The following is a 17,018-nucleotide window of genomic DNA, read 5'->3' on the forward strand; positions in this document are numbered from 1 at the left end:
TACACCGTCGAATTCAGTCAACTGGACAATCTATTGCTCGTATTCGATATCAAACCAGTGTTTCACTGCGCATCGGTTTCGGCATTGACGCAGCCGTGAACACGACACGCTATTCTACGGCCGTTCGGATCATCCGAACGATGTTTGCTTATAAATTCGCTCATCGGACCCAACGGTATGGTAAGGATCCGGACGATAGTCTGGTAGATGTATACACAAGGATCGGCAACTCGTGTGCATATTAGGGAATCAGATTCTGTCGATGTGCGGCCCCAGGGGGGTTGGATCGAAACAGTGACTCACCATCTTCTATTCACTCGGAAGTTGGCTGAACATCGCGATAACTACACGTGCGCACTGAACGCCTTACTATAGTCGCTCTTGAAACGATTTACACACCGATCACAACGCTGTCCTGCGATCGGGTGTGCATTGACTTTCAAGAGCTACTATAGACTACTGACTTGCTTTCTCGGCATGAATAGACCAATTGATATGTACACCAGAATGGTGGTGATCAAGATGCTCTTGGAGTAGTTCTCCTGTTTCGAATTCGACGTTGCAGATGTCACAGTAATACTGATGATGTGGCCATGGTGCAGTCTCTTTCTGAAGGTCACCGGGTGGATTCTTGTTTTGAATACTCTCGTGGCCAAGGATTGACGAACTGATTCGCATCGATATTATATCAAAATGCAAGAACTTTGGGTGATCAACAATAAGCTCCGAGAGTATGGCAAACGGAATTGCGATTACCACCACTACTACTATGATATCGAACGATAGTTCTGCATCAGTAGCAATCAAAACAGCGAGGATATCTTCGGAGACACCGAATACGATCCCAATGATAAAGAATTCAAGTAAACGCTTGATTTGACCTTGGGTCATATTCATTGTTCGATCGATCACTACATTATTCGACCACCACCGTTCTCTCATCCACGGCACTCAATCTAACCAGTACACTATCTCAGATAGAGTCAACCAAAACGTAGTAGAATGGTATGTTCCTCACCTGTACTGATCACCGCGCCGCCTAAAACGCAGAGTCTTATTTGTTACAATACAGTCAGTTAGTAGACACGATCTTGATCACGTCGCCCTCCTCGAGTTCGTACTCCTCACTGATCTCCCGATTCGACTTGGCGTCGACGGCGTGGAGGTAGCCGTCGCCGATGTCGGAGTGGACGGCATAGGCCAGATCCACGGGTGTCGACCCCGACGGGAGCAGGTGGGCGTCGGGCAAGACGTTGCCGCTGCCGTCGGACCACTTCGAGGCGTCCTCGACCGGGTAGGCGGTGAGGTGATCGAGCAGGCCGTAGACGGCGTGATCCAGCGCCGCCTGTACGCCGGTGCCGCCCCACTCGGCCATGGTGTCCTCGAGGCCCTCGAGGGCCTCCCGTTGGGCGTCGTTGACGTCGTCGCCGATCTCGAGGGTCTCGTCGCCGGGGTCGTACTCGACGAGGCCGTTGTCCGCGGCCCGGCGCAAGGCGAGTTCGCCCTCCGCCGTGGTCGGGATCACGGGCTTGTCGAGGTCGAGCAGGCGCTCGACGTTCTCCTCGGGCGCGACGTCGATCTTGTTGGCGGCGACGACGATCGGTTTCGTTCGCTCGCGGACCAGTCGCGCGAGTTCCTCCCGGCGGTCGTCGTCCCACTGGATCGGGTCGTCGGGGTAGTCCAGTTCCCGCAAGACCGTCGCGATCTGTTTGGGAGAGGCACCGAAACCCGAGAGCATGTCCGCCAGGGCGTCGTCGATGTCGAAGTCGGGCGAGCGCGATTTCCGCTCGACTGACTCCCAGTTGCGGTCGACGATGCCGGCCAGCCAGAGGTCCATCTCCTCCTCGACGAAGTCGATGTCCTCGAGCGGGTCGTGGTCGCCGACGTCGACGGGTTCGCCCTTCTCGTTGGTACCGCCGGAGGCGTCGACGACGTTGACGATCACGTCCGCGTTCGTCAGTTCGTCGAGGAACTGGTTGCCCAGCCCCTTCCCCTCGTGAGCGCCGGGCACCAGTCCCGCCACGTCCAGCAGCTCGATCGGGACGTAGCGCTTGCCGTCCTCGCAGTTCTCGGCGTTACAGCGCTCCTCGCGCTCGAGGCAGGGACACTCGGTCCGGACGTAGCTCACCCCGCGGTTGGCGTCGATCGTCGTGAACGGGTAGTTGGCGACGTCGACCTCCGCCATCGTCGCCGCGGTGTAGAACGTGGACTTGCCGGCGTTCGGTTTCCCGGCAAGCGCGATCGAAAGCATGCCTCCGGATAGCGCCGTCCGGAGGAATTGTCTTTCGATTCGGCCGACCTCGGCGGTCGTTCGCGTCGCTCGAGCGCTATCTCGTCCCCGGTTCGAACGACTCGAGCAGGACCGCCGCTTCGCGGACGCCCTCCTCGAAGACGGCGTGGTCGGGTGCCCCGACCCGGTCCGCGTACCGGTCCCAGTCGACGGCTCGAAGTTCCACCAGTCGGGGGAGCGTCGCGTGTCGCAACCCGGCCGCGACGGCGTCAGCGGAGTCGTCCGTGTGGAGGGCGACGGCCCGAGCGAGGGCGTCGACCGACCGCGTCCGTCCGTCCCACTCGTGGTAGAGGACGGCGAGCGTGAGCCGCGCGCGTTCGTTCCGGAGGACGCCGAGGACCGCCTCGGCCGTCGACGGAACGTTGGTGACCGCGTCGACGCCCGGGTCCGGTGTCGGGATCGGCGACTCGAGCGAGTCCCGCGGACCGCCGGGCCGGTCGAACGCGTCGCGGCCGAACCGTCGGGACTGGTCGGGACCGGGTTCACGGACCGCGTCCCGGTCGGACGAGCGGAGCGGGCGTGCGGGAGCGGCGGTCCGCCCCGCGGCGTCGACGTCGGTCCAGACGGCGGTCGACGGGCGCGTCTCCACGGTGATCGACACGTCGGCCGGCCGCGACACGACGGGGAGCACCGTGGTACGCGTCGGGATCTCGGTCGTCGGGCCGTCGGGCGTCGATTCGACCGGGGTCGTCGCCGACGATCGCGGGGTCGCGTCGATCGACTCGAGCGACGGCAGTGTCTCGGTGTCGACCGTCCGTGACGCCTTCCTCGAGCGGCTCGGTTCGGCCGAAGCGGCGGCCGGCACGTCTCGCACGGCGGTCGCGAAGCCGGTCGCACCGCCGATACCGGCCAGCGTCGTCGTCAGCGCCAGCGGATCGCGGATCGCGCCGCCCTCGAGGGCGAGATAGCCCGTCAGCCAGAGCGCGAGCGCACAGGCCGCGACGATCCCGACCGACACCTGTGTCACGGCCCGCCAGCGAACGGCCGGGGAAACGTTTCGGGCGGCCAGCCAGTACCCGCCGGTGGCCAGCCCGGTGGGGACGAGTAGCGAGACGAACAGTTCGAACGCGGCGACCGATTCGGCGGTCGGTGCGCCCAGCGCTCGGACGATGCCGGCGACCGCGAGGACGAGCCCCATAGCGACGATCGCGGCGGTCGATTCCCCCCACCCCTCGTACTCGACCCGCGTGGGGGTAGCGTTGCGCATGCCTCCCCGTTTCGCGGACGGTTACATAAATCGAACTGTCAACTCAGAGTTCGACAGCCATCATCACCTCGTCGACGTAGTGGCCGTTGAGTTTGTAGTGGTCCTCGCGGACGGCTTCCGTCTCCCAGTCGTGGCCCTCGAGGAAGGCGATCGCCTCCTCGTTGGTCGAGGGAACGCTCTGGTAGAGCTTCTCGTAGCCGTTCGAACCGGCCCACTCGAGCCCCCGGGAGAGGAGATGCGAGCCGATGCCGTGGCCGCGGTACTCCTCCAAGACGCCGACGGTGAGTTCGGCGGTGTGGCTCAACTTGTCGATCTCGGGCGCGTAGAGGTGGACCCAGCCGACGACGTCGTCCTCGACGGTGGCGACGAAGAACATCCGCGACTCGAGTTCGTTGTGGCGCAAGAGCGCCTCCTCGTGATCGATCTCGTCGGCGACGCTCTCGGCTTCGATATAGGTCCGCTCCTCGGCGACCTGCCGGATCGCGCCGACGATCCCCGTCAGGTCTTCCTGCCGGGCGGGTCGGATATGGAACTCGAGGTCCGCCGAGACGTACTCCTCCTCGGCGCCGGCGTCGATCGTCACCCGGAGTTTGCCGTCACCTTTCTCGAGTCGGCCGTCGCGTTTGAGAATCGCGACGTGGTGTCGGAAGCCGCTCGAATCGATTCCCAACCGTTCCCGTGTGTCCTCGGGATCGACCGCGCCGTGTCGCTCGACGTACTCGTAGATCCGCTTGCGGTCCTCGTGACCGAATTCGAGTTCCTCGGTAGCCATGATGCACGGTACCACAACACAATACTTAATCCTTACTTGCCGGACACGATTCGGATCGCGTCACGATCTTAAGGCGGCAACTGGTACAGGCGGAGTCCCTTGGATCGGTAGTTCATCGATCCGATCGCGTGAGACGATCGCCGCCCGGTTCAACCGGCGGCAGACGTGTCGCGCGTTCCCAATGATCGGCTCGGACGTGGTGGTTGCTGGATCGGCCCTCGCGATCGCGGTAGCGGTCGGGCTGGTCGCCCACGAGTGGTCACACGCCGCGGTCCTGCAGCTCGCACGCGTCGAGTACGCCGTCACCTACTTTCCCGGTCGTGCCGACGGCCTGCTCGCGCTGGTCACGACGCGGCCCTGGGCGGCCGTCCACCCCCGACCGACCGGTACCGAACCGCCCTGGGCGCTCCGCCTCGCGGCGCTCGCGCCCGCCCTGCTCGCCGTGCCCGTCTTCGGACTGGGACTGACCGGTCACCTGACCGCGGAGCCCCCCGTCGTCGCCGCGGCAGCGATCGGGTGGCTCGCCTGTGCCCTGCCCAGTCCGCAGGACTTCTCGGTCGCCTTTCACGCCGGCCGACTCCTCGAGCGGTCCCGAGAGCGGACCGGAACGGCCCCTTCCCGCGCCGATTGACGGTCGTCGCCGGGCCGTTCCCGTCACGTTAGTCGGTCCACGCGTGTGCGGCCGTCACGGCCGCGAACGAAGCCAAAACGAGTCCCGCAGCGACGAGCCCGTCGATCGGAACGAACCCGGCTGCCACCGCGCCGAGGACCGCGGCACAGAGGCCGGCGGTCGCCCCGTACCGGCGGGGCCACGGGTCGCTCGCGGCCGTTCCGGTCGGCCCCTCGAGATACGGCTCGAACTGGGCGGTCCGCGGCGTCGAGTCGACCCGGCCGCGGTCCTTGTCGTATTCGATGATCCCGTGATTGTCGAGTTTCGGCAGGTGAGACTGGTACAGCGAGATGTAAACGCGCTGGCGCTCGTCGGATCGTAGCTCCTCGACGGTCGTCTCCTGCTCCCAGGCGGCGATCTGTTCGGCGAGTTCGCGCAGTCGGACCGGCTCCTCCGCGTCCCGCAGGTACCGCAGGACGTCCCGGCGACGCTTCGTCTGGAGGAGATGGTGGACGTCGTCCAGTGACAGGTCGGCGGGGATCGCCTCTCCGTCCGCGTCTCGGGCGGCGTCAGCGGGGTCGTCGGTCCGGCCGCGATCGATCACGTTCGTGTGACAGTATACCAGATGGACGGATAAATATACTGACCCCGATGGTGTGTCTCGGTGATCGACGGCAAAAACGAACGCTCGGGTCGTGAGCGACCCGATAGCAACGCGGTCACACAGCCACGAATGACCGCGAGTCGTGATTGAGTACGGGTGATCCACCGGCGCTTACAGCGACGGTCGGTCGTCGGGCGGTCGGCGTCTCGCCGACATGATCGTTATTGTCCTATCAGACAATAAAACTACCCCTTGGAACAAGATCTTCATCGTATGCCGGAGAAAGAACACGATTTGATCACTATGGGCCGAAATAGTTTTGATACAGGTGGCTGTTTTCGTAGGATCGCGGCAAAATTGATAGCATGTCGAGCGGGACCCACGGCTTCAGGGATCGATCGCCATCGGTGCGGTCCGCTCGGAGAGTTCGGCACTGACCAGGGCCGCGTGGCTTCGGCGGAGCCGTTCGGACAGCGCCTGATGGGAGACGTCGAGTTCGGCCGCCAACTCCTTGAGCGTCACCCCCCTCGGCACGTCGAAATATCCCAGTTCGTGAGCCTTACAGATCGTCTCGTACTGGGTCTCGGTCAGCGGCGTCTGCGCACTCGCGAGATCGTCGACGCCGCTGATTCGGGTGACGGTCGCCCGGTACTCGTATTGCTCGAGCAGGTCGTGACACGCCGACACCGACTCCCGATCGTGAAAGAGCAGTTTCACCAGCCACCGACCGTTCCGGCCCCGAGCGGTCAGGATCGCGCCGTCGTTGTCGGCCACGATTTCGGTGAACAGTTTCGCCGCATCCCCGAGCGCGATCCTGAACAGCCAGCGATCGCCCGGGCTGGCGTCCGGCCCAGCGCCTTCGGATGCGTCGGTCGGTGACTCCCTGCCGTCGCCGAGGCTGGCGATCACGTCGACCGACGGATCCGCCTCGAGCGCCCGAGCGACGGCGTCCCGATCCGGACCGCCGGCCCAGATCAGCGGCGGCGAATCGCCGATCATTCCCCCGACCTGAAACTCGAACGTCGATACTCGATCGAAGGTCCGGTCGAAGCCGAGTCGGGTTGCCGGAATCTCGAGTTCGACGACTGTGGTCATCACCGAACCCCACCACGAAGACGTATAGACGGATTTCGTTACCGGTAGCCTTTCCCGCCACCCAACTCGGATGACTGTCAGGATCGCCCCAGTGTCAGCGGATCCGATCTCCGCCCGGTGACAGTCGTTTCGGACCGATCGTCGTGGATTCGAAACCGTCGGCTCGAGATCCGCGTCCGGTAGTGTCACTATCTCAATAGCCGTCGCCTGAGTGAATTCTCAGTTCCTGTAACTTCCGGTCAGGTACAAGTCCGTCCGGGTCGTCGTTCCGGGTAGCCAATCACCGGTAGTTGGCTGACAGGGAATACAGGACCACGGCCCTCCGTTCTCGCCGTCTCGACGCGCAGTCGCTACCGTCGCAGACGGGCGACGGGGCCGTCCGCACCGTCACGGTCGAACTCGACCAGTCCGTCGTCCTCGAGGTCCGCGAGCAGGCCGGCCAGCCACTCGCGGCCGTACTCGCCGTCGGGGACGTAGTCGACGCGGATGCGGTGGCCGAGCGTATCGATCTCGAGTTCGCCGTGTTCCCGCAGGGTGCCGATCACGCGACCACGGAACTGCCGGCGGCTCCCCTCGAAACTCGGCTGGGTCGGGACGTCGGGGGCGGTGAAGTCGCCGCTGGCGTAGGCAGAACACCACTCGCGCCACGGACAGCCGGCCTCGTCACACTTCGGCGTCTGTTCGCAGGCGACCCCGCCCAACTCCATAATCGCGTTGTTCCAGACCCGCGACCGGCCCGCCGGCATGAGGTCGCTCGCCGCGTCCTCGAACGCCGCGTCGTCGTCGGGCACGTCGAACGCCCGATAGAGGACTCGCTTGACGTTCGTATCGACGACCGCGTCGCCGTTGTTGAACGCGAAGCTCGCGACCGCGTTGGCCGTGTACGGGCCGACACCCATCAGTTCCTGTAGCTCCGTGGGCGTCTCGGGGAACGCGCCGTCGTACTCTTCCTCGACCTGCCGGGCCGCCTCGTGGAGGTATTTCGCCCGGTTGTTGTAGCCCAGACTGTGGTCGGTCCAGAAGCCCACCACGTCTGCCCGGTCGGCCGCCGCGAGGTCGGCGGTCGTCGGCCACCGCTCGAGGAACCCCTCCCAGGCCTCGACGACTCGTCCGAGCTGGGTCTGCTGGCTCATCACTTCGCTGACGAGGATTTCATAGGGGTCGTCGGTCCGCCGCCACGGGAACTCCCGGTGGTCGTCCTCGTACCACTCGATCAGCGCCTCGCGAACCGCTCCGCGGTCGTCGGGGATCGTCTCCCCGTCCCCTGCTGTCATCGACGGGGGTTACGCCGTCGGCTGTAAGTGGGTGTCGCAATGGGGCGGTCGGATGGCCGGTAACCGATCGAAGCCGGCTCGAACTGGAAAGGCCTATCCGGCCCGCTCGAGTCCCCACTCGTATGAGCCTCGACGATCTCAACGAGGACGTGACGGCGTCGTACTCCGACATCGGCGACGAACTGGCGCTCTCGCTGGACCGCGAGACGCGCAACGAACTCGCCTTGCTCGAGACGGCCCTCGAGCCCGAGGAAACCGACGAACTCGTCCGGCGGGCGATCCACATGCTCTTTCAGTCCACCGTCGACACCGGGAAACTCGACTTCCAGCTGCGGACGGCCTACGACGTGACCTACGACGAGTACCTCTCGGGGATGACCTTCGAGGAGATGACCGGCGCGGACCAGTACCCTTCGATGGACGACGAGCGCCGCTATCAGTTCTGAATTCGCGTGTCCGTCGCCAGTCGGCGACCGATCGGAATTTCCGACGTTCAGGCCGCTGAACTACTATGACCCCGAGGAACACGATATAATTTCACCGCCATAATAGGTGAGTTTATCAGCGCTCGACTCCTCGGTTCACACATAGCAATCTCCCAGCATTCACTGGAATCCGAATACCAGTGTCCCAACTGTTCGGGCGCGCTCTCGACCCGATACGAATCGATCGTCTGTGACGACTGCGGCTACACGCCGCGTCACGGTGCCGACTGATCGGTCCGCGACAGTGTCGTAATCGAATCGATGACCGACCGCCCGGTTTTCAGTTCCCTCAACGCTCGAGAACGTCCGCTCAGCAGTCGGGACGTTTCACGCCGCAGTCGGTACGAAGCGCGGGCTCGATTCCCTCGGACCGTGCTCGAGTCACTCGTCTTTCCAAATGAGGCCTTCGGTCTCCGCGGTTAGGACGGTCTCACCGGCCGCGTTCTCACAGACGACGTCCGAGACGAATTCGTACCGGTCGTCTCGTTCTCTAACGGTGTCGAACGTCGAGCGACACGTGATCGGCTCGCCGGTGTAAACCGGCTGGTGGAAGTCAAACTCCATCGTACTGGCCAACACTTCGTTATCGCTTCCCAACTTCGTTGGCAGCGTCGCGGTCAACAACCCCTGAACCATCACGCGACCATCGTCGTCCGGTTCGGTATGACGCGGTTGGTCGTCGCCGGAGAGGTCCGCGAACTGCTGTACATCGTCGGCGGTAAACGTTCGCTCGAACGTCCTCGTCTCGCCCTCGGTTGGGTGCGTCATCGGAACTGATCTCCGCGTTGAAACTACAACAAAATAGCGGTGCCGGGACGACGCGTCGGCTGCGACCGGTTCGTCGCGGCCCTCGCTCGAGTCGCGCCGGAATCCGGATCGCAACGGCCGTTCGTGTCCGCTCCGGTCTCGGACAACTCTCTCGGGAACTCCGTCTGCTAATCGCTCACTCGATCTCCAACTGGCCGTCGCTCCCGCCGCCCCCCTCGTTGCCGTCCTCGTTCCATTCGAGTTCGAACTCGACACTCAACTCACCGGGCCCGTTCGTTGGCCCCTCGCGTTCGGCTTTGACCTCGAACGTCGGGCGGGCCGGCGGCTCCATCGTCACGGACTCGGAACCGGATTTGAGCGTGACTGCATCCCCCCGTTCGAGCTTGTCAGCGACGCGGCGGAGATACGACGCGATGTCCGCTCGGCTCTGGTCGCTCTCGGATTTGAACAGGACTTCTTCGGGCATAGTGGGTCACTACACCACCCGTACCGATAAATGTATTCGACGTACGTACCGCAAGTTCTACTGGACTAAAGAGGGGGCTCCTGCGACCGTCGGAGCCGTCAGTCGTCGATCGGGGCCGCGCTCGAGAGCGCCTCGTCGATGTCGGCCTCGGCCATCTTCTCGACCAGGGCGTCGATCACTTCCTCGCGTTTGCCGCTGACGAACTTGATCGAGCCGACGACGAGGTGGCCGCCGCCGGAGACGCCGCCGCCCGCGATCTCGGCTTCCAGTTCCGAGACCATGTTCGGGATGTCGAGCCGGACGCCGTCACTGCGAAGGACGGCGAAATCGGGGCCGTAGCCGACCGTGATGACCGGATCGCCGGTCTCCTCGATCTTGCGGTCGTGGATCTCGCCGGTGGTCTTGCCCGGCGCGGGGTAGGTAAAGCGGTGCGCGTAGTTCTCCACGTCGATCCGGTAGAGGTGCGCGCCGTTCTCGAGGGTCTCGTGTTCGAGGTGGGGCATGGCGGCCTCGAGTTGCTCGTCGACTTCCTCGCGGCCGCGCTCGGCGAAGAAGTCGACGAGTTCGCGGTGGCGGGCTTCGTCGTCGCTGTCGACCTGCAGCAGGTCCTGAATCAGCTGGTCGCCGGAGTTGTAGCGCAGCCAGAAGGCGGCGTAGTCGAGCGCCTCGCTGACGTCTTGCAGGCGGTCCTCGTCGTAGCCTTCCGCGGCGGCCAGCTCGAGGTAGTCGTCCATCGCGTCGGCCTTCGAGCGGTCCGAGAGGCCGGCGACGGCGGGGACGTGGCGGAGTTCCTCGCCAAGTTCGGGATAGATCATCCGCGCGAGTTCGACACAGAGCATCCCCGTCGTGATCCGGTAGTCCTCGTCGTGGAGGTAGGGGTTGACGTGGGTGTCGAGCAGGTCGCCGACCGCGTCGGGGTCGGGGTGGTGGTGGTCGACGGCGACGATGGGGATGTCGTAGTGGGCCAGCGTCTCGTAGGCCGGGACGTCCTCGGCCGTCGAGCCGTTATCGAGCATCAGCAACAGTGGGAGCTGCTGGCCGTGTTTCTCGCGGTCCTCGAGCGCGAAGTTCAGGTCCCGCGTCGCGTCCTCCATCTCGTAGAACGGCGCTTTGGCCGGCAGCCGCTTGATGAGGTGGCGCGGCGCGTCCGCGTCCTCGTGGACGTCGGCGATGAAGTGCTGCAGCGCGATCTGGACGGGGACGGCGGCGCACATGCCGTCGCCGTCGGCGTGGTGCCGGACCCGGATCGGCCGTCCTTCGAGGACGGTCCGGCGCAGCAGTCGCGCGACCTCCTCTAAGTCCGACCGGAGTTTCTCGAAGGCGGGCCAGTCGATCAGCGGCTCGACGTCGTGGGGTTCGGCCCGTTCCGCGAGCGCCGCCTCGAGGCGCTCGCGGGCCTGGTCGGCGTTTTCGCCCTCGAGCGTCGAGAGGCCCTCGACCTCGATCTGGACCGAGCCCTCGCGGTGTTCCGGCGTGCCGGTGACGCGGACGACGTCGCCGACCTCGACCTGCGGGTAGGCGCGGACGCCGGCCTCCTCGAAGGCGGCACAGGGGACGACCCCGTTCTCGTCGGCGACGTGAAAGATCGTCGGGCCGCCGGTCTGTTTGACCTGGGTCACTTCGCCCTCGAGGTGGATCTGCTCGCCGATCGAGGCCTCGAGGCCGTCGGTGCCGGTCAGCGAGTAGTCGCGGCTGACCGACTCGATCTCGTAGTCGTCGCCGACGTCGACCGGCTCGAAGGCCATGTCGCCGTTCTCGCGGACGCTCTCGAGTTCGACGACGAGTTCGTCGCCGACGGCGTAGGTGCCCTCGAGGACGGATTCGTGGACGAGTCCGGAGACGGAGTCGGAGAGATCGACGAAGACGCCGTAGTCGACGATACCGTTGATTTCGGCGAGATAGGGACGGCCTTGTTCGACGTCGTCGGCGGTACAGTCAGGGGCGAGATCGTAGACGACGGAATCCCCGTCGTCTGCGCCGGGTTCCCCGGCGGAGTCACGCGTCATCTTGAATCGTCGTTTGAGGCGGTCGCGTATAACCCTTGTCAAGAAGGGATGGCGGCTCGAGAAACCGTTTTCCGACGGCGGGCTGTACAGATCGGAGTGATACCACGTGGACCGAAACGACGAGCCGACTGCGACGGACGGCGGTGATCCGTTCGAGAAACACCGCGGTACTGCCGATATCGAGGAGACGATGCTCGAGCGGATGCGTCAGCTTCGCGTCGAGTATCCTCGACCCGTCGCCGCGAAAAGAGACGACGAGTAGGGCCGATCGACGTCCGAGACGAACCGACGCATCGGAACGTTTAGCAACCGCAAGGCCCCAGCGTAGACCATGGGGCTGTTCGACGCGCTGTTTCGCTCGAGCGAGATCCTCGGCATCGCCGAGGAGACCCTCGAGTTCGCCCTCGAGTCCTCCGAGGAGACCCACCCGAACGAGTACATGGGGTTCCTCCGGGGGACCGAGGCCGACCGGCTGGGACTGGACCGCGAGGGCCTGGTCATCACCGATATTCTGGTGGTGCCCGGCACCGAGTCCAACAGCGTCAGCGCGACGGTCAAGACGAACCAGATTCCCAACGACGTGAAGGCGTTGGGAAGCGTCCACTCCCATCCGAACGGCGTCATCAGCCCGAGTAACGCGGACCTGGATACCTTCGGTCGCGGCAGCGTTCACGTCATCATCGGCGCGCCCTACCGCCGAACCGACTGGAAGGCGTTCGATTCGAAGGGGCAACCAACCCAGCTGAACGTGATCGACGTCGATCTGCCCGAGACCGAGGACTTCTTCGATTTCACGCAGGCGGATATCGACGAGGAACTGCGATGACGAGACTCGCCATGCTCGAGACGATGCTATATACCGGACCGACGACGGGATCGACACGGAAACCACGCGCCGGATCGACCGCGAGGGCGACATGACCCGGACCGTCATCGCGCAGGGGACCTTCGACATCCTCCATCCCGGCCACGTCCACTATCTGGAGGAGGCCGCCGCGATGGGCGACGAACTGTACGTGATCGTCGCCCGCAAGGCGAACGTCGATCACAAGGAGAAGCCGATCTGTCCGGCGACCCAGCGCCGGGACGTGGTCGGCGCGCTCGCGGCCGTCGACGAGGCCCTGCTCGGCCACGAGGAGGACATCTTCGTTCCGATCGAGGAGATCGATCCGGACGTGATCGCGCTCGGCCACGACCAGCACCACGACGACGAGGCCATCGCGGCCGAACTCGAGCGACGGGGGATCGACTGCGAGGTCCGTCGCGCGAGCGGCCGCGAGACCGACGACGAGCAACTGCTCTCGACCCGGCTGATCATCGATCGGATCCTCGAGCGCCGCGGCTGAGCGTGAGAGGGAAAAGCGGTCAGTTCTGGCGGATCACGGGCGGCGGCAGTCGCAGCGAATCGACCGTATGTCCCGTCTCGACGAAGTGTTCGATCGCCCTTTCAGACACTTCCTTTTCGGTGTAGCCGTCGGCGGTGCTGACCTGCCAGTCGCACTCGAGACAGTACTTACACATACGCGGGTCTATTCGGTACTCTGTCGCAAGGGCGGGAAAGAACGGTGCAGGAAATCGAAGGGACCGGCCGCGCTGTCGAACGTGACGCGACTCGGCCGCGGTCGCTACTCGTCTTTGACGCCGGGGTTGGTCACGGCGCCGTTGGCCGCGGAGCCAAAGGCCTGGCCGTACTTCGCCAGCACGCCGCTGGTGTACTGGCGGTCGGGCTGCTCGCGGTCCGCGAGTCGTTGCTCGATCTCTTCGTCGGAGAGGTCGACGGAGAGTTCGAGGTCGTCGATGTCGATGGTGATCGTGTCGCCGTCCTCGAGGGCGGCGATGGGGCCGCCGGCCGCGGCCTCGGGGGCGACGTGGCCGATGGAGAACCCGCGGGTCGCGCCGGAGAACCGCCCGTCGGTAAAGAGCGCGACGTCCTCGGCGTGGCCCTGGCCCGCAACGGCGCTCGTGACGCCGAGCATCTCGCGCATCCCGGGGCCGCCGCGGGGACCTTCGTTGCGGATGCCGATGACGTCGCCGGACTCGACGTTGCCCTCCTGGACGTAGGCCATCGCTTCCTCCTCGCGCTCGAAGATCCGGACGGGCCCCTCGTGGTGGAGGTGATCCTCGCCGGTGATCTTGATGACCGCGCCCTCGGGCGCGAGGTTGCCGGTGAGGATGCGGATGGCACCGCGCTCGTGGATCGGATCGTCGACGGTGTGGAGGAAGTCGGCGTCGAGGTCCGAAATCGCGGGCGGATCGACCCGCTCTACGGCCTCGGCCATCGTCTCGCCGGTAACCGTCAGGGCGTCGCCATAGAGGAGGTCTGCCTCGAGCAGTTCGCGCAGGACGACGGGGACGCCGCCGACCTCGTGGAGGTCGTTCATCACGCGCTCGCCGCCGGGCTGGAGGTTGGCGATCTTCGGCGTGCGGGCGCTGATCTCGTTGAACGTCTCGATGTCTAAGTCGACGCCGGCCTCGGCGGCCATCGCCAGCAGGTGGAGGACGGCGTTGGTCGAGCCGCCGACGGCGACCTGTAGGGCGATCGCGTTCTCGAAGGACGCCTCGCTGAGGAAGTCGGAGGGTTTCCGCCCTGCCTCGACGGCGTCGACGGCGATCTCGCCGGCCTCGCGGGCGACGTCGTAGCGGGACTCGTCCTCGGCGGGCGGGCTGGCGCTGCCAAGCGGCGCGAAGCCGATCGCTTCGGAGATCGAGGCCATCGTGTTCGCGGTGAACATGCCGCCACACGAGCCTGCGCCGGGACAGGCGTTGCGCTCCATCTCGTCGAGTTCGTCCGGGCTCATCTCGCCGTCGGCGACGGCGCCGACGCCCTCGAAGAGGTTCTGAACGGTGACCTCCCGGCCCTCGTGTTCGCCGGGCATGATCGAGCCGCCGTAGAGAAAGACGGAGGGAAGATCGGTCCGGATCGCGGCCATCATCATCCCGGGCATGTTCTTGTCGCAACCGCCGACCGTGACCAGGCCGTCCATGCGCTCGCCGAACGACACCAGTTCGACGGAGTCGGCGATCAACTCCCGCGAAATGAGTGAGGCCTTCATCCCCTCGGTCCCCATCGAGATGGCGTCCGAGATCGTGATCGTTCCGAACTCGATGGGCATCCCGCCCGTCTCGTCGATGCCCTCGAGGGCGGCGTCTGCGACGTCGTCCAGGTGGACGTTACACGGCGTGATGTCGGCCGCGGGATTCGGAACGCCGATCATCGGCGCGCCGAAGTCCTCGTCGTCGAACCCCATCGCCCGGAACATCGCGCGGTGCGGGGCCTTGTCCGCGCCCTCGGTCACCTCGCGACTACGCAGTTCCTCGTCCTTGCCGTAGTCGAACTCGCTGTCGCTGCTCATGGTCTCACGTCGCATCGAAACGGTATAAGTTACCCTTTCTCGGCCAATGGTTCGGAAACTCCGAAAAAGCCGAATACGTTCGCCCGCGGAGCGAACGGCGCGGATTCGGGACCGGAACACAGACTCGAGCGCTCAGAAGTACTCACGCGTCGGCGACCGCCCCGGCAGGACGTACTCGAGGTAGCCGACCAGATACGTCAGGAACAGCCCCGCGTAGCCGACCCGTTCCTGTCGACGGGCCGAGGTCTCGACGGGGCAGGTCGGATCGTAGACGACCATCCCTTCGCGGCGCAGCCGCAGGGAGAGGTCGGTATCCTCGAGGAAACCCAGCGACTCGTCGAACCCCCCGACGGCCTCGAAGGCCGTCCGGCGCACGCTGCAGTTGGGGCCGGGCTGTTGGACGAACCCCAGCGGCCAGCAGGCCCGATACCACCAGTCCGAGAGCAGCCGAAAGCACAGCCGGTGGTGCGGGTCGTCCTCGAGCGGCCGGAGCGGCCCGCCGACGCCGACCACCTCGGGCGTGAGGTACTGCCGGCAGTGACGGCGGACCCAGTCGGGCGGGACGACGGTGTCGGCGTCGGTAAACAGCAGGACGTCACCGTCGGCCGCGTTCGCGCCCAGGTTCCGTGCCGGTCCCGGTCCGGCCCCTCGGCCGTCCACGAGTACCCGATCGACGGCCGGGTGCGCGCGGGCCGCGGCCACCGTCGGCTCCCCGTTGGCCGCGACGAGCACCTCGAGCCGGCCGTCGTAGCGCTGGCCCGCCAGCGAGTCGAGGCTCCGCTCGAGCCGGTCGGCCTCGTTGCGGGCCGGCACGATCACCGAGGCGTCGGGGTTCGCCATCGTGGAAGCGTGTCCGCGGAACCGGTAAAACGTCTGCGTCCCGTCGATCGAACTCCGGCCCGGCGGGCGCGACTGCCCGAGTCGTCGTCAGTCATTGTCACCGTCGAAACCCCCTTCCCGGGGAGGTTCGTAGCGGGCCCACGATCATGCCGAACGCGACCGTCAGCACCGGAGCGCGACTCCACGTCGGTTTTCAGAACCTGTCGCTCGCCCGCGAGCGGCTCTACGGCGGCATCGGCGTCGGGCTCGCGGAGCCGCGGGCGACCGTCACCGCCGAACCCGCCGACGGCGTCGTGACCGGCGACCCGCTCGTCGCGGAGTACGCCCGCCGCGCCGTCGACGTGCTGGATCTCCCCGGCGTCGCGGTCGCCCTCGAGGAGCGGTTGCCGCGCCACGTCGGCCTCGGGAGCGGTACCCAGCTCGCGCTGGCGGTGCTGACGGCGACCGCGCGGGCCCACGGACTCGAGCCGCGGATCCGCGAGAACGCGCCCGCGATGGGGCGGGGCGGACGCAGCGGCGTCGGCGTCGCGACCTTCGAAGCCGGCGGGTTCGTCGTCGACGCCGGCCATCCGACGAACCGCTTTACCACGGAGCCGCCGGCGGAAGGCAACTGGACGGTCCCGCCGGTCGTCGCCCGTCACGACCTGCCCGCAGACTGGCGATTTCTGGTCGTCGTCCCCGACGCCGAGCCCGGCCGCAGCGGCGACGACGAGGACGCGAGTATGCGCGCGGTCGTCGAGCGGGCCGACCCCGCGATCGCCGACGAGATCGCCGGCGTCGTCACCCGGAAACTGCTGCCCGCCGCGGCCGGGGGCAGCCTCGAGCCCTTCGGCGAGGCAGTCGCCGAGATCGGCCGCAAGAACGGGGCCTGGTACGCCGACGCACAGGGCGGGGTCTTCCGGCCGCCCGCTGGCGAACTCGTCGAGGCGCTCGAGGACTGTCCGGTCCTCTCGGGCGTCGGCCAGTCGTCGTGGGGACCGGTCGTCTACGGCCTGACCGATACCCGCCACGCCGAGGAGGCCGCGGCCGCGGCTCGGGACGCGCTCGCGGAGCGCGGGCTCGAGGGTCGAGTGATCCTCGCCGAAGCGGCCGAGAGCGGGGCTCGAATCGAGACGGGTATCGATCGCCGATAGTGAGAGAGAGAGAACGAAAGCGCGGCGCGTAGCGCCGCGGTAAGACGAGCGGACCGACGGGACCCAGCGCATGACTGTTGTCGGTCGCTGTCGATCGACTATCCCATCAAGTTAC

At 65.7% G+C, this 17,018-nt stretch carries 19 protein-coding genes; 6 read left to right on the forward strand and 13 right to left on the reverse strand.

What is annotated here, in order from left to right:
- Positions 1-456: 456 nt before the first annotated feature.
- The 4 genes from A6E15_RS06900 to A6E15_RS06915 form a co-directional block, all read right to left on the reverse strand.
- Complete coding sequence (locus A6E15_RS06900; RefSeq protein WP_245800540.1) at positions 457-912, reverse strand: hypothetical protein; 456 nt, start codon at positions 910-912, stop codon at positions 457-459.
- A gap of 160 nt (positions 913-1,072) precedes the next feature.
- Positions 1,073-2,251: a redox-regulated ATPase YchF gene (locus tag A6E15_RS06905; protein ID WP_076144974.1), complete on the reverse strand. Its 1,179-nt coding sequence runs from the start codon at positions 2,249-2,251 to the stop codon at positions 1,073-1,075.
- Between the two features lie 76 nt (positions 2,252-2,327).
- Positions 2,328-3,497, reverse strand: a complete 1,170-nt coding sequence (locus A6E15_RS06910; protein WP_076144976.1) for a hypothetical protein — start codon at positions 3,495-3,497, stop codon at positions 2,328-2,330.
- A 43-nt stretch (positions 3,498-3,540) separates the two neighbouring features.
- A complete protein-coding gene (locus tag A6E15_RS06915) occupies positions 3,541-4,269 on the reverse strand; it encodes a GNAT family N-acetyltransferase (protein ID WP_076144978.1) in 729 nt (242 codons plus the stop codon).
- Positions 4,270-4,450: 181 nt separating this feature from the next.
- Here A6E15_RS06915 and A6E15_RS06920 point away from each other — a divergent pair, with 181 nt between their 5' ends.
- Complete coding sequence (locus A6E15_RS06920) at positions 4,451-4,900, forward strand: hypothetical protein (RefSeq protein WP_076144979.1); 450 nt, start codon at positions 4,451-4,453, stop codon at positions 4,898-4,900.
- A 28-nt stretch (positions 4,901-4,928) separates the two neighbouring features.
- On the opposite strand, the gene A6E15_RS06925 is transcribed toward A6E15_RS06920, so the two are convergent.
- The 3 genes from A6E15_RS06925 to A6E15_RS06935 form a co-directional block, all read right to left on the reverse strand.
- The gene (locus tag A6E15_RS06925; RefSeq protein ID WP_076144981.1) at positions 4,929-5,483 is read right to left on the reverse strand and encodes a DUF7344 domain-containing protein; all 555 of its coding nucleotides are present in this window, start codon (positions 5,481-5,483) and stop codon (positions 4,929-4,931) included.
- Positions 5,484-5,870: 387 nt separating this feature from the next.
- A complete protein-coding gene (locus A6E15_RS06930; protein ID WP_076144983.1) occupies positions 5,871-6,578 on the reverse strand; it encodes a helix-turn-helix domain-containing protein in 708 nt (235 codons plus the stop codon).
- 350 nt (positions 6,579-6,928) lie between these two features.
- Entirely contained in the window at positions 6,929-7,852 is a 924-nt protein-coding gene (locus A6E15_RS06935; protein WP_076144984.1) for an HhH-GPD family protein, read from the reverse strand.
- A gap of 122 nt (positions 7,853-7,974) precedes the next feature.
- Here A6E15_RS06935 and A6E15_RS06940 point away from each other — a divergent pair, with 122 nt between their 5' ends.
- The gene (locus A6E15_RS06940; RefSeq protein ID WP_076144986.1) at positions 7,975-8,298 is read left to right on the forward strand and encodes a hypothetical protein; all 324 of its coding nucleotides are present in this window, start codon (positions 7,975-7,977) and stop codon (positions 8,296-8,298) included.
- A 420-nt stretch (positions 8,299-8,718) separates the two neighbouring features.
- Here A6E15_RS06940 and A6E15_RS06945 read toward each other — a convergent pair whose 3' ends face one another.
- From A6E15_RS06945 to A6E15_RS06955, 3 genes are all read right to left on the reverse strand, one after another.
- A complete protein-coding gene (locus tag A6E15_RS06945; RefSeq protein ID WP_076144988.1) occupies positions 8,719-9,105 on the reverse strand; it encodes a MaoC family dehydratase in 387 nt (128 codons plus the stop codon).
- 175 nt (positions 9,106-9,280) lie between these two features.
- Positions 9,281-9,571 (reverse strand): amphi-Trp domain-containing protein, encoded by a 291-nt coding sequence (locus tag A6E15_RS06950; RefSeq protein WP_076144989.1) that lies wholly within the window; start codon positions 9,569-9,571, stop codon positions 9,281-9,283.
- 98 nt (positions 9,572-9,669) lie between these two features.
- Positions 9,670-11,577 carry a DHH family phosphoesterase gene (locus A6E15_RS06955; protein WP_076144991.1) on the reverse strand — a complete coding sequence of 636 codons (1,908 nt, stop codon included), beginning with the start codon at positions 11,575-11,577 and terminating at the stop codon, positions 9,670-9,672.
- 106 nt (positions 11,578-11,683) lie between these two features.
- Here A6E15_RS06955 and A6E15_RS20275 point away from each other — a divergent pair, with 106 nt between their 5' ends.
- The 3 genes from A6E15_RS20275 to A6E15_RS06970 all read left to right on the forward strand — a co-directional run bounded on the left by A6E15_RS20275 (position 11,684) and on the right by A6E15_RS06970 (position 12,923).
- Positions 11,684-11,839 carry a hypothetical protein gene (locus tag A6E15_RS20275; protein ID WP_217693443.1) on the forward strand — a complete coding sequence of 52 codons (156 nt, stop codon included), beginning with the start codon at positions 11,684-11,686 and terminating at the stop codon, positions 11,837-11,839.
- 69 nt (positions 11,840-11,908) lie between these two features.
- Positions 11,909-12,403 carry a Mov34/MPN/PAD-1 family protein gene (locus A6E15_RS06965; RefSeq protein ID WP_076144993.1) on the forward strand — a complete coding sequence of 165 codons (495 nt, stop codon included), beginning with the start codon at positions 11,909-11,911 and terminating at the stop codon, positions 12,401-12,403.
- Positions 12,404-12,494: 91 nt separating this feature from the next.
- A complete protein-coding gene (locus A6E15_RS06970; RefSeq protein ID WP_076144995.1) occupies positions 12,495-12,923 on the forward strand; it encodes an adenylyltransferase/cytidyltransferase family protein in 429 nt (142 codons plus the stop codon).
- A 19-nt stretch (positions 12,924-12,942) separates the two neighbouring features.
- On the opposite strand, the gene A6E15_RS20840 is transcribed toward A6E15_RS06970, so the two are convergent.
- The 3 genes from A6E15_RS20840 to A6E15_RS06980 form a co-directional block, all read right to left on the reverse strand.
- Positions 12,943-13,098 carry a hypothetical protein gene (locus tag A6E15_RS20840; protein WP_175607219.1) on the reverse strand — a complete coding sequence of 52 codons (156 nt, stop codon included), beginning with the start codon at positions 13,096-13,098 and terminating at the stop codon, positions 12,943-12,945.
- A gap of 104 nt (positions 13,099-13,202) precedes the next feature.
- Positions 13,203-14,930, reverse strand: coding sequence for a dihydroxy-acid dehydratase (ilvD, locus tag A6E15_RS06975; protein WP_076144997.1), 1,728 nt, complete (start codon positions 14,928-14,930; stop codon positions 13,203-13,205).
- A gap of 132 nt (positions 14,931-15,062) precedes the next feature.
- Complete coding sequence (locus tag A6E15_RS06980) at positions 15,063-15,770, reverse strand: glycosyltransferase (protein ID WP_076144999.1); 708 nt, start codon at positions 15,768-15,770, stop codon at positions 15,063-15,065.
- A gap of 146 nt (positions 15,771-15,916) precedes the next feature.
- Between A6E15_RS06980 and A6E15_RS06985 the strand changes: the two genes are divergently transcribed.
- Positions 15,917-16,903, forward strand: coding sequence for a beta-ribofuranosylaminobenzene 5'-phosphate synthase family protein (locus A6E15_RS06985; RefSeq protein WP_076145001.1), 987 nt, complete (start codon positions 15,917-15,919; stop codon positions 16,901-16,903).
- The last annotated feature ends 115 nt before the right edge of the window (positions 16,904-17,018 follow it).

It is taken from the genome of Natrinema saccharevitans (assembly GCF_001953745.1).
Taxonomy (GTDB): Archaea; Halobacteriota; Halobacteria; order Halobacteriales; family Natrialbaceae; genus Natrinema; species Natrinema saccharevitans.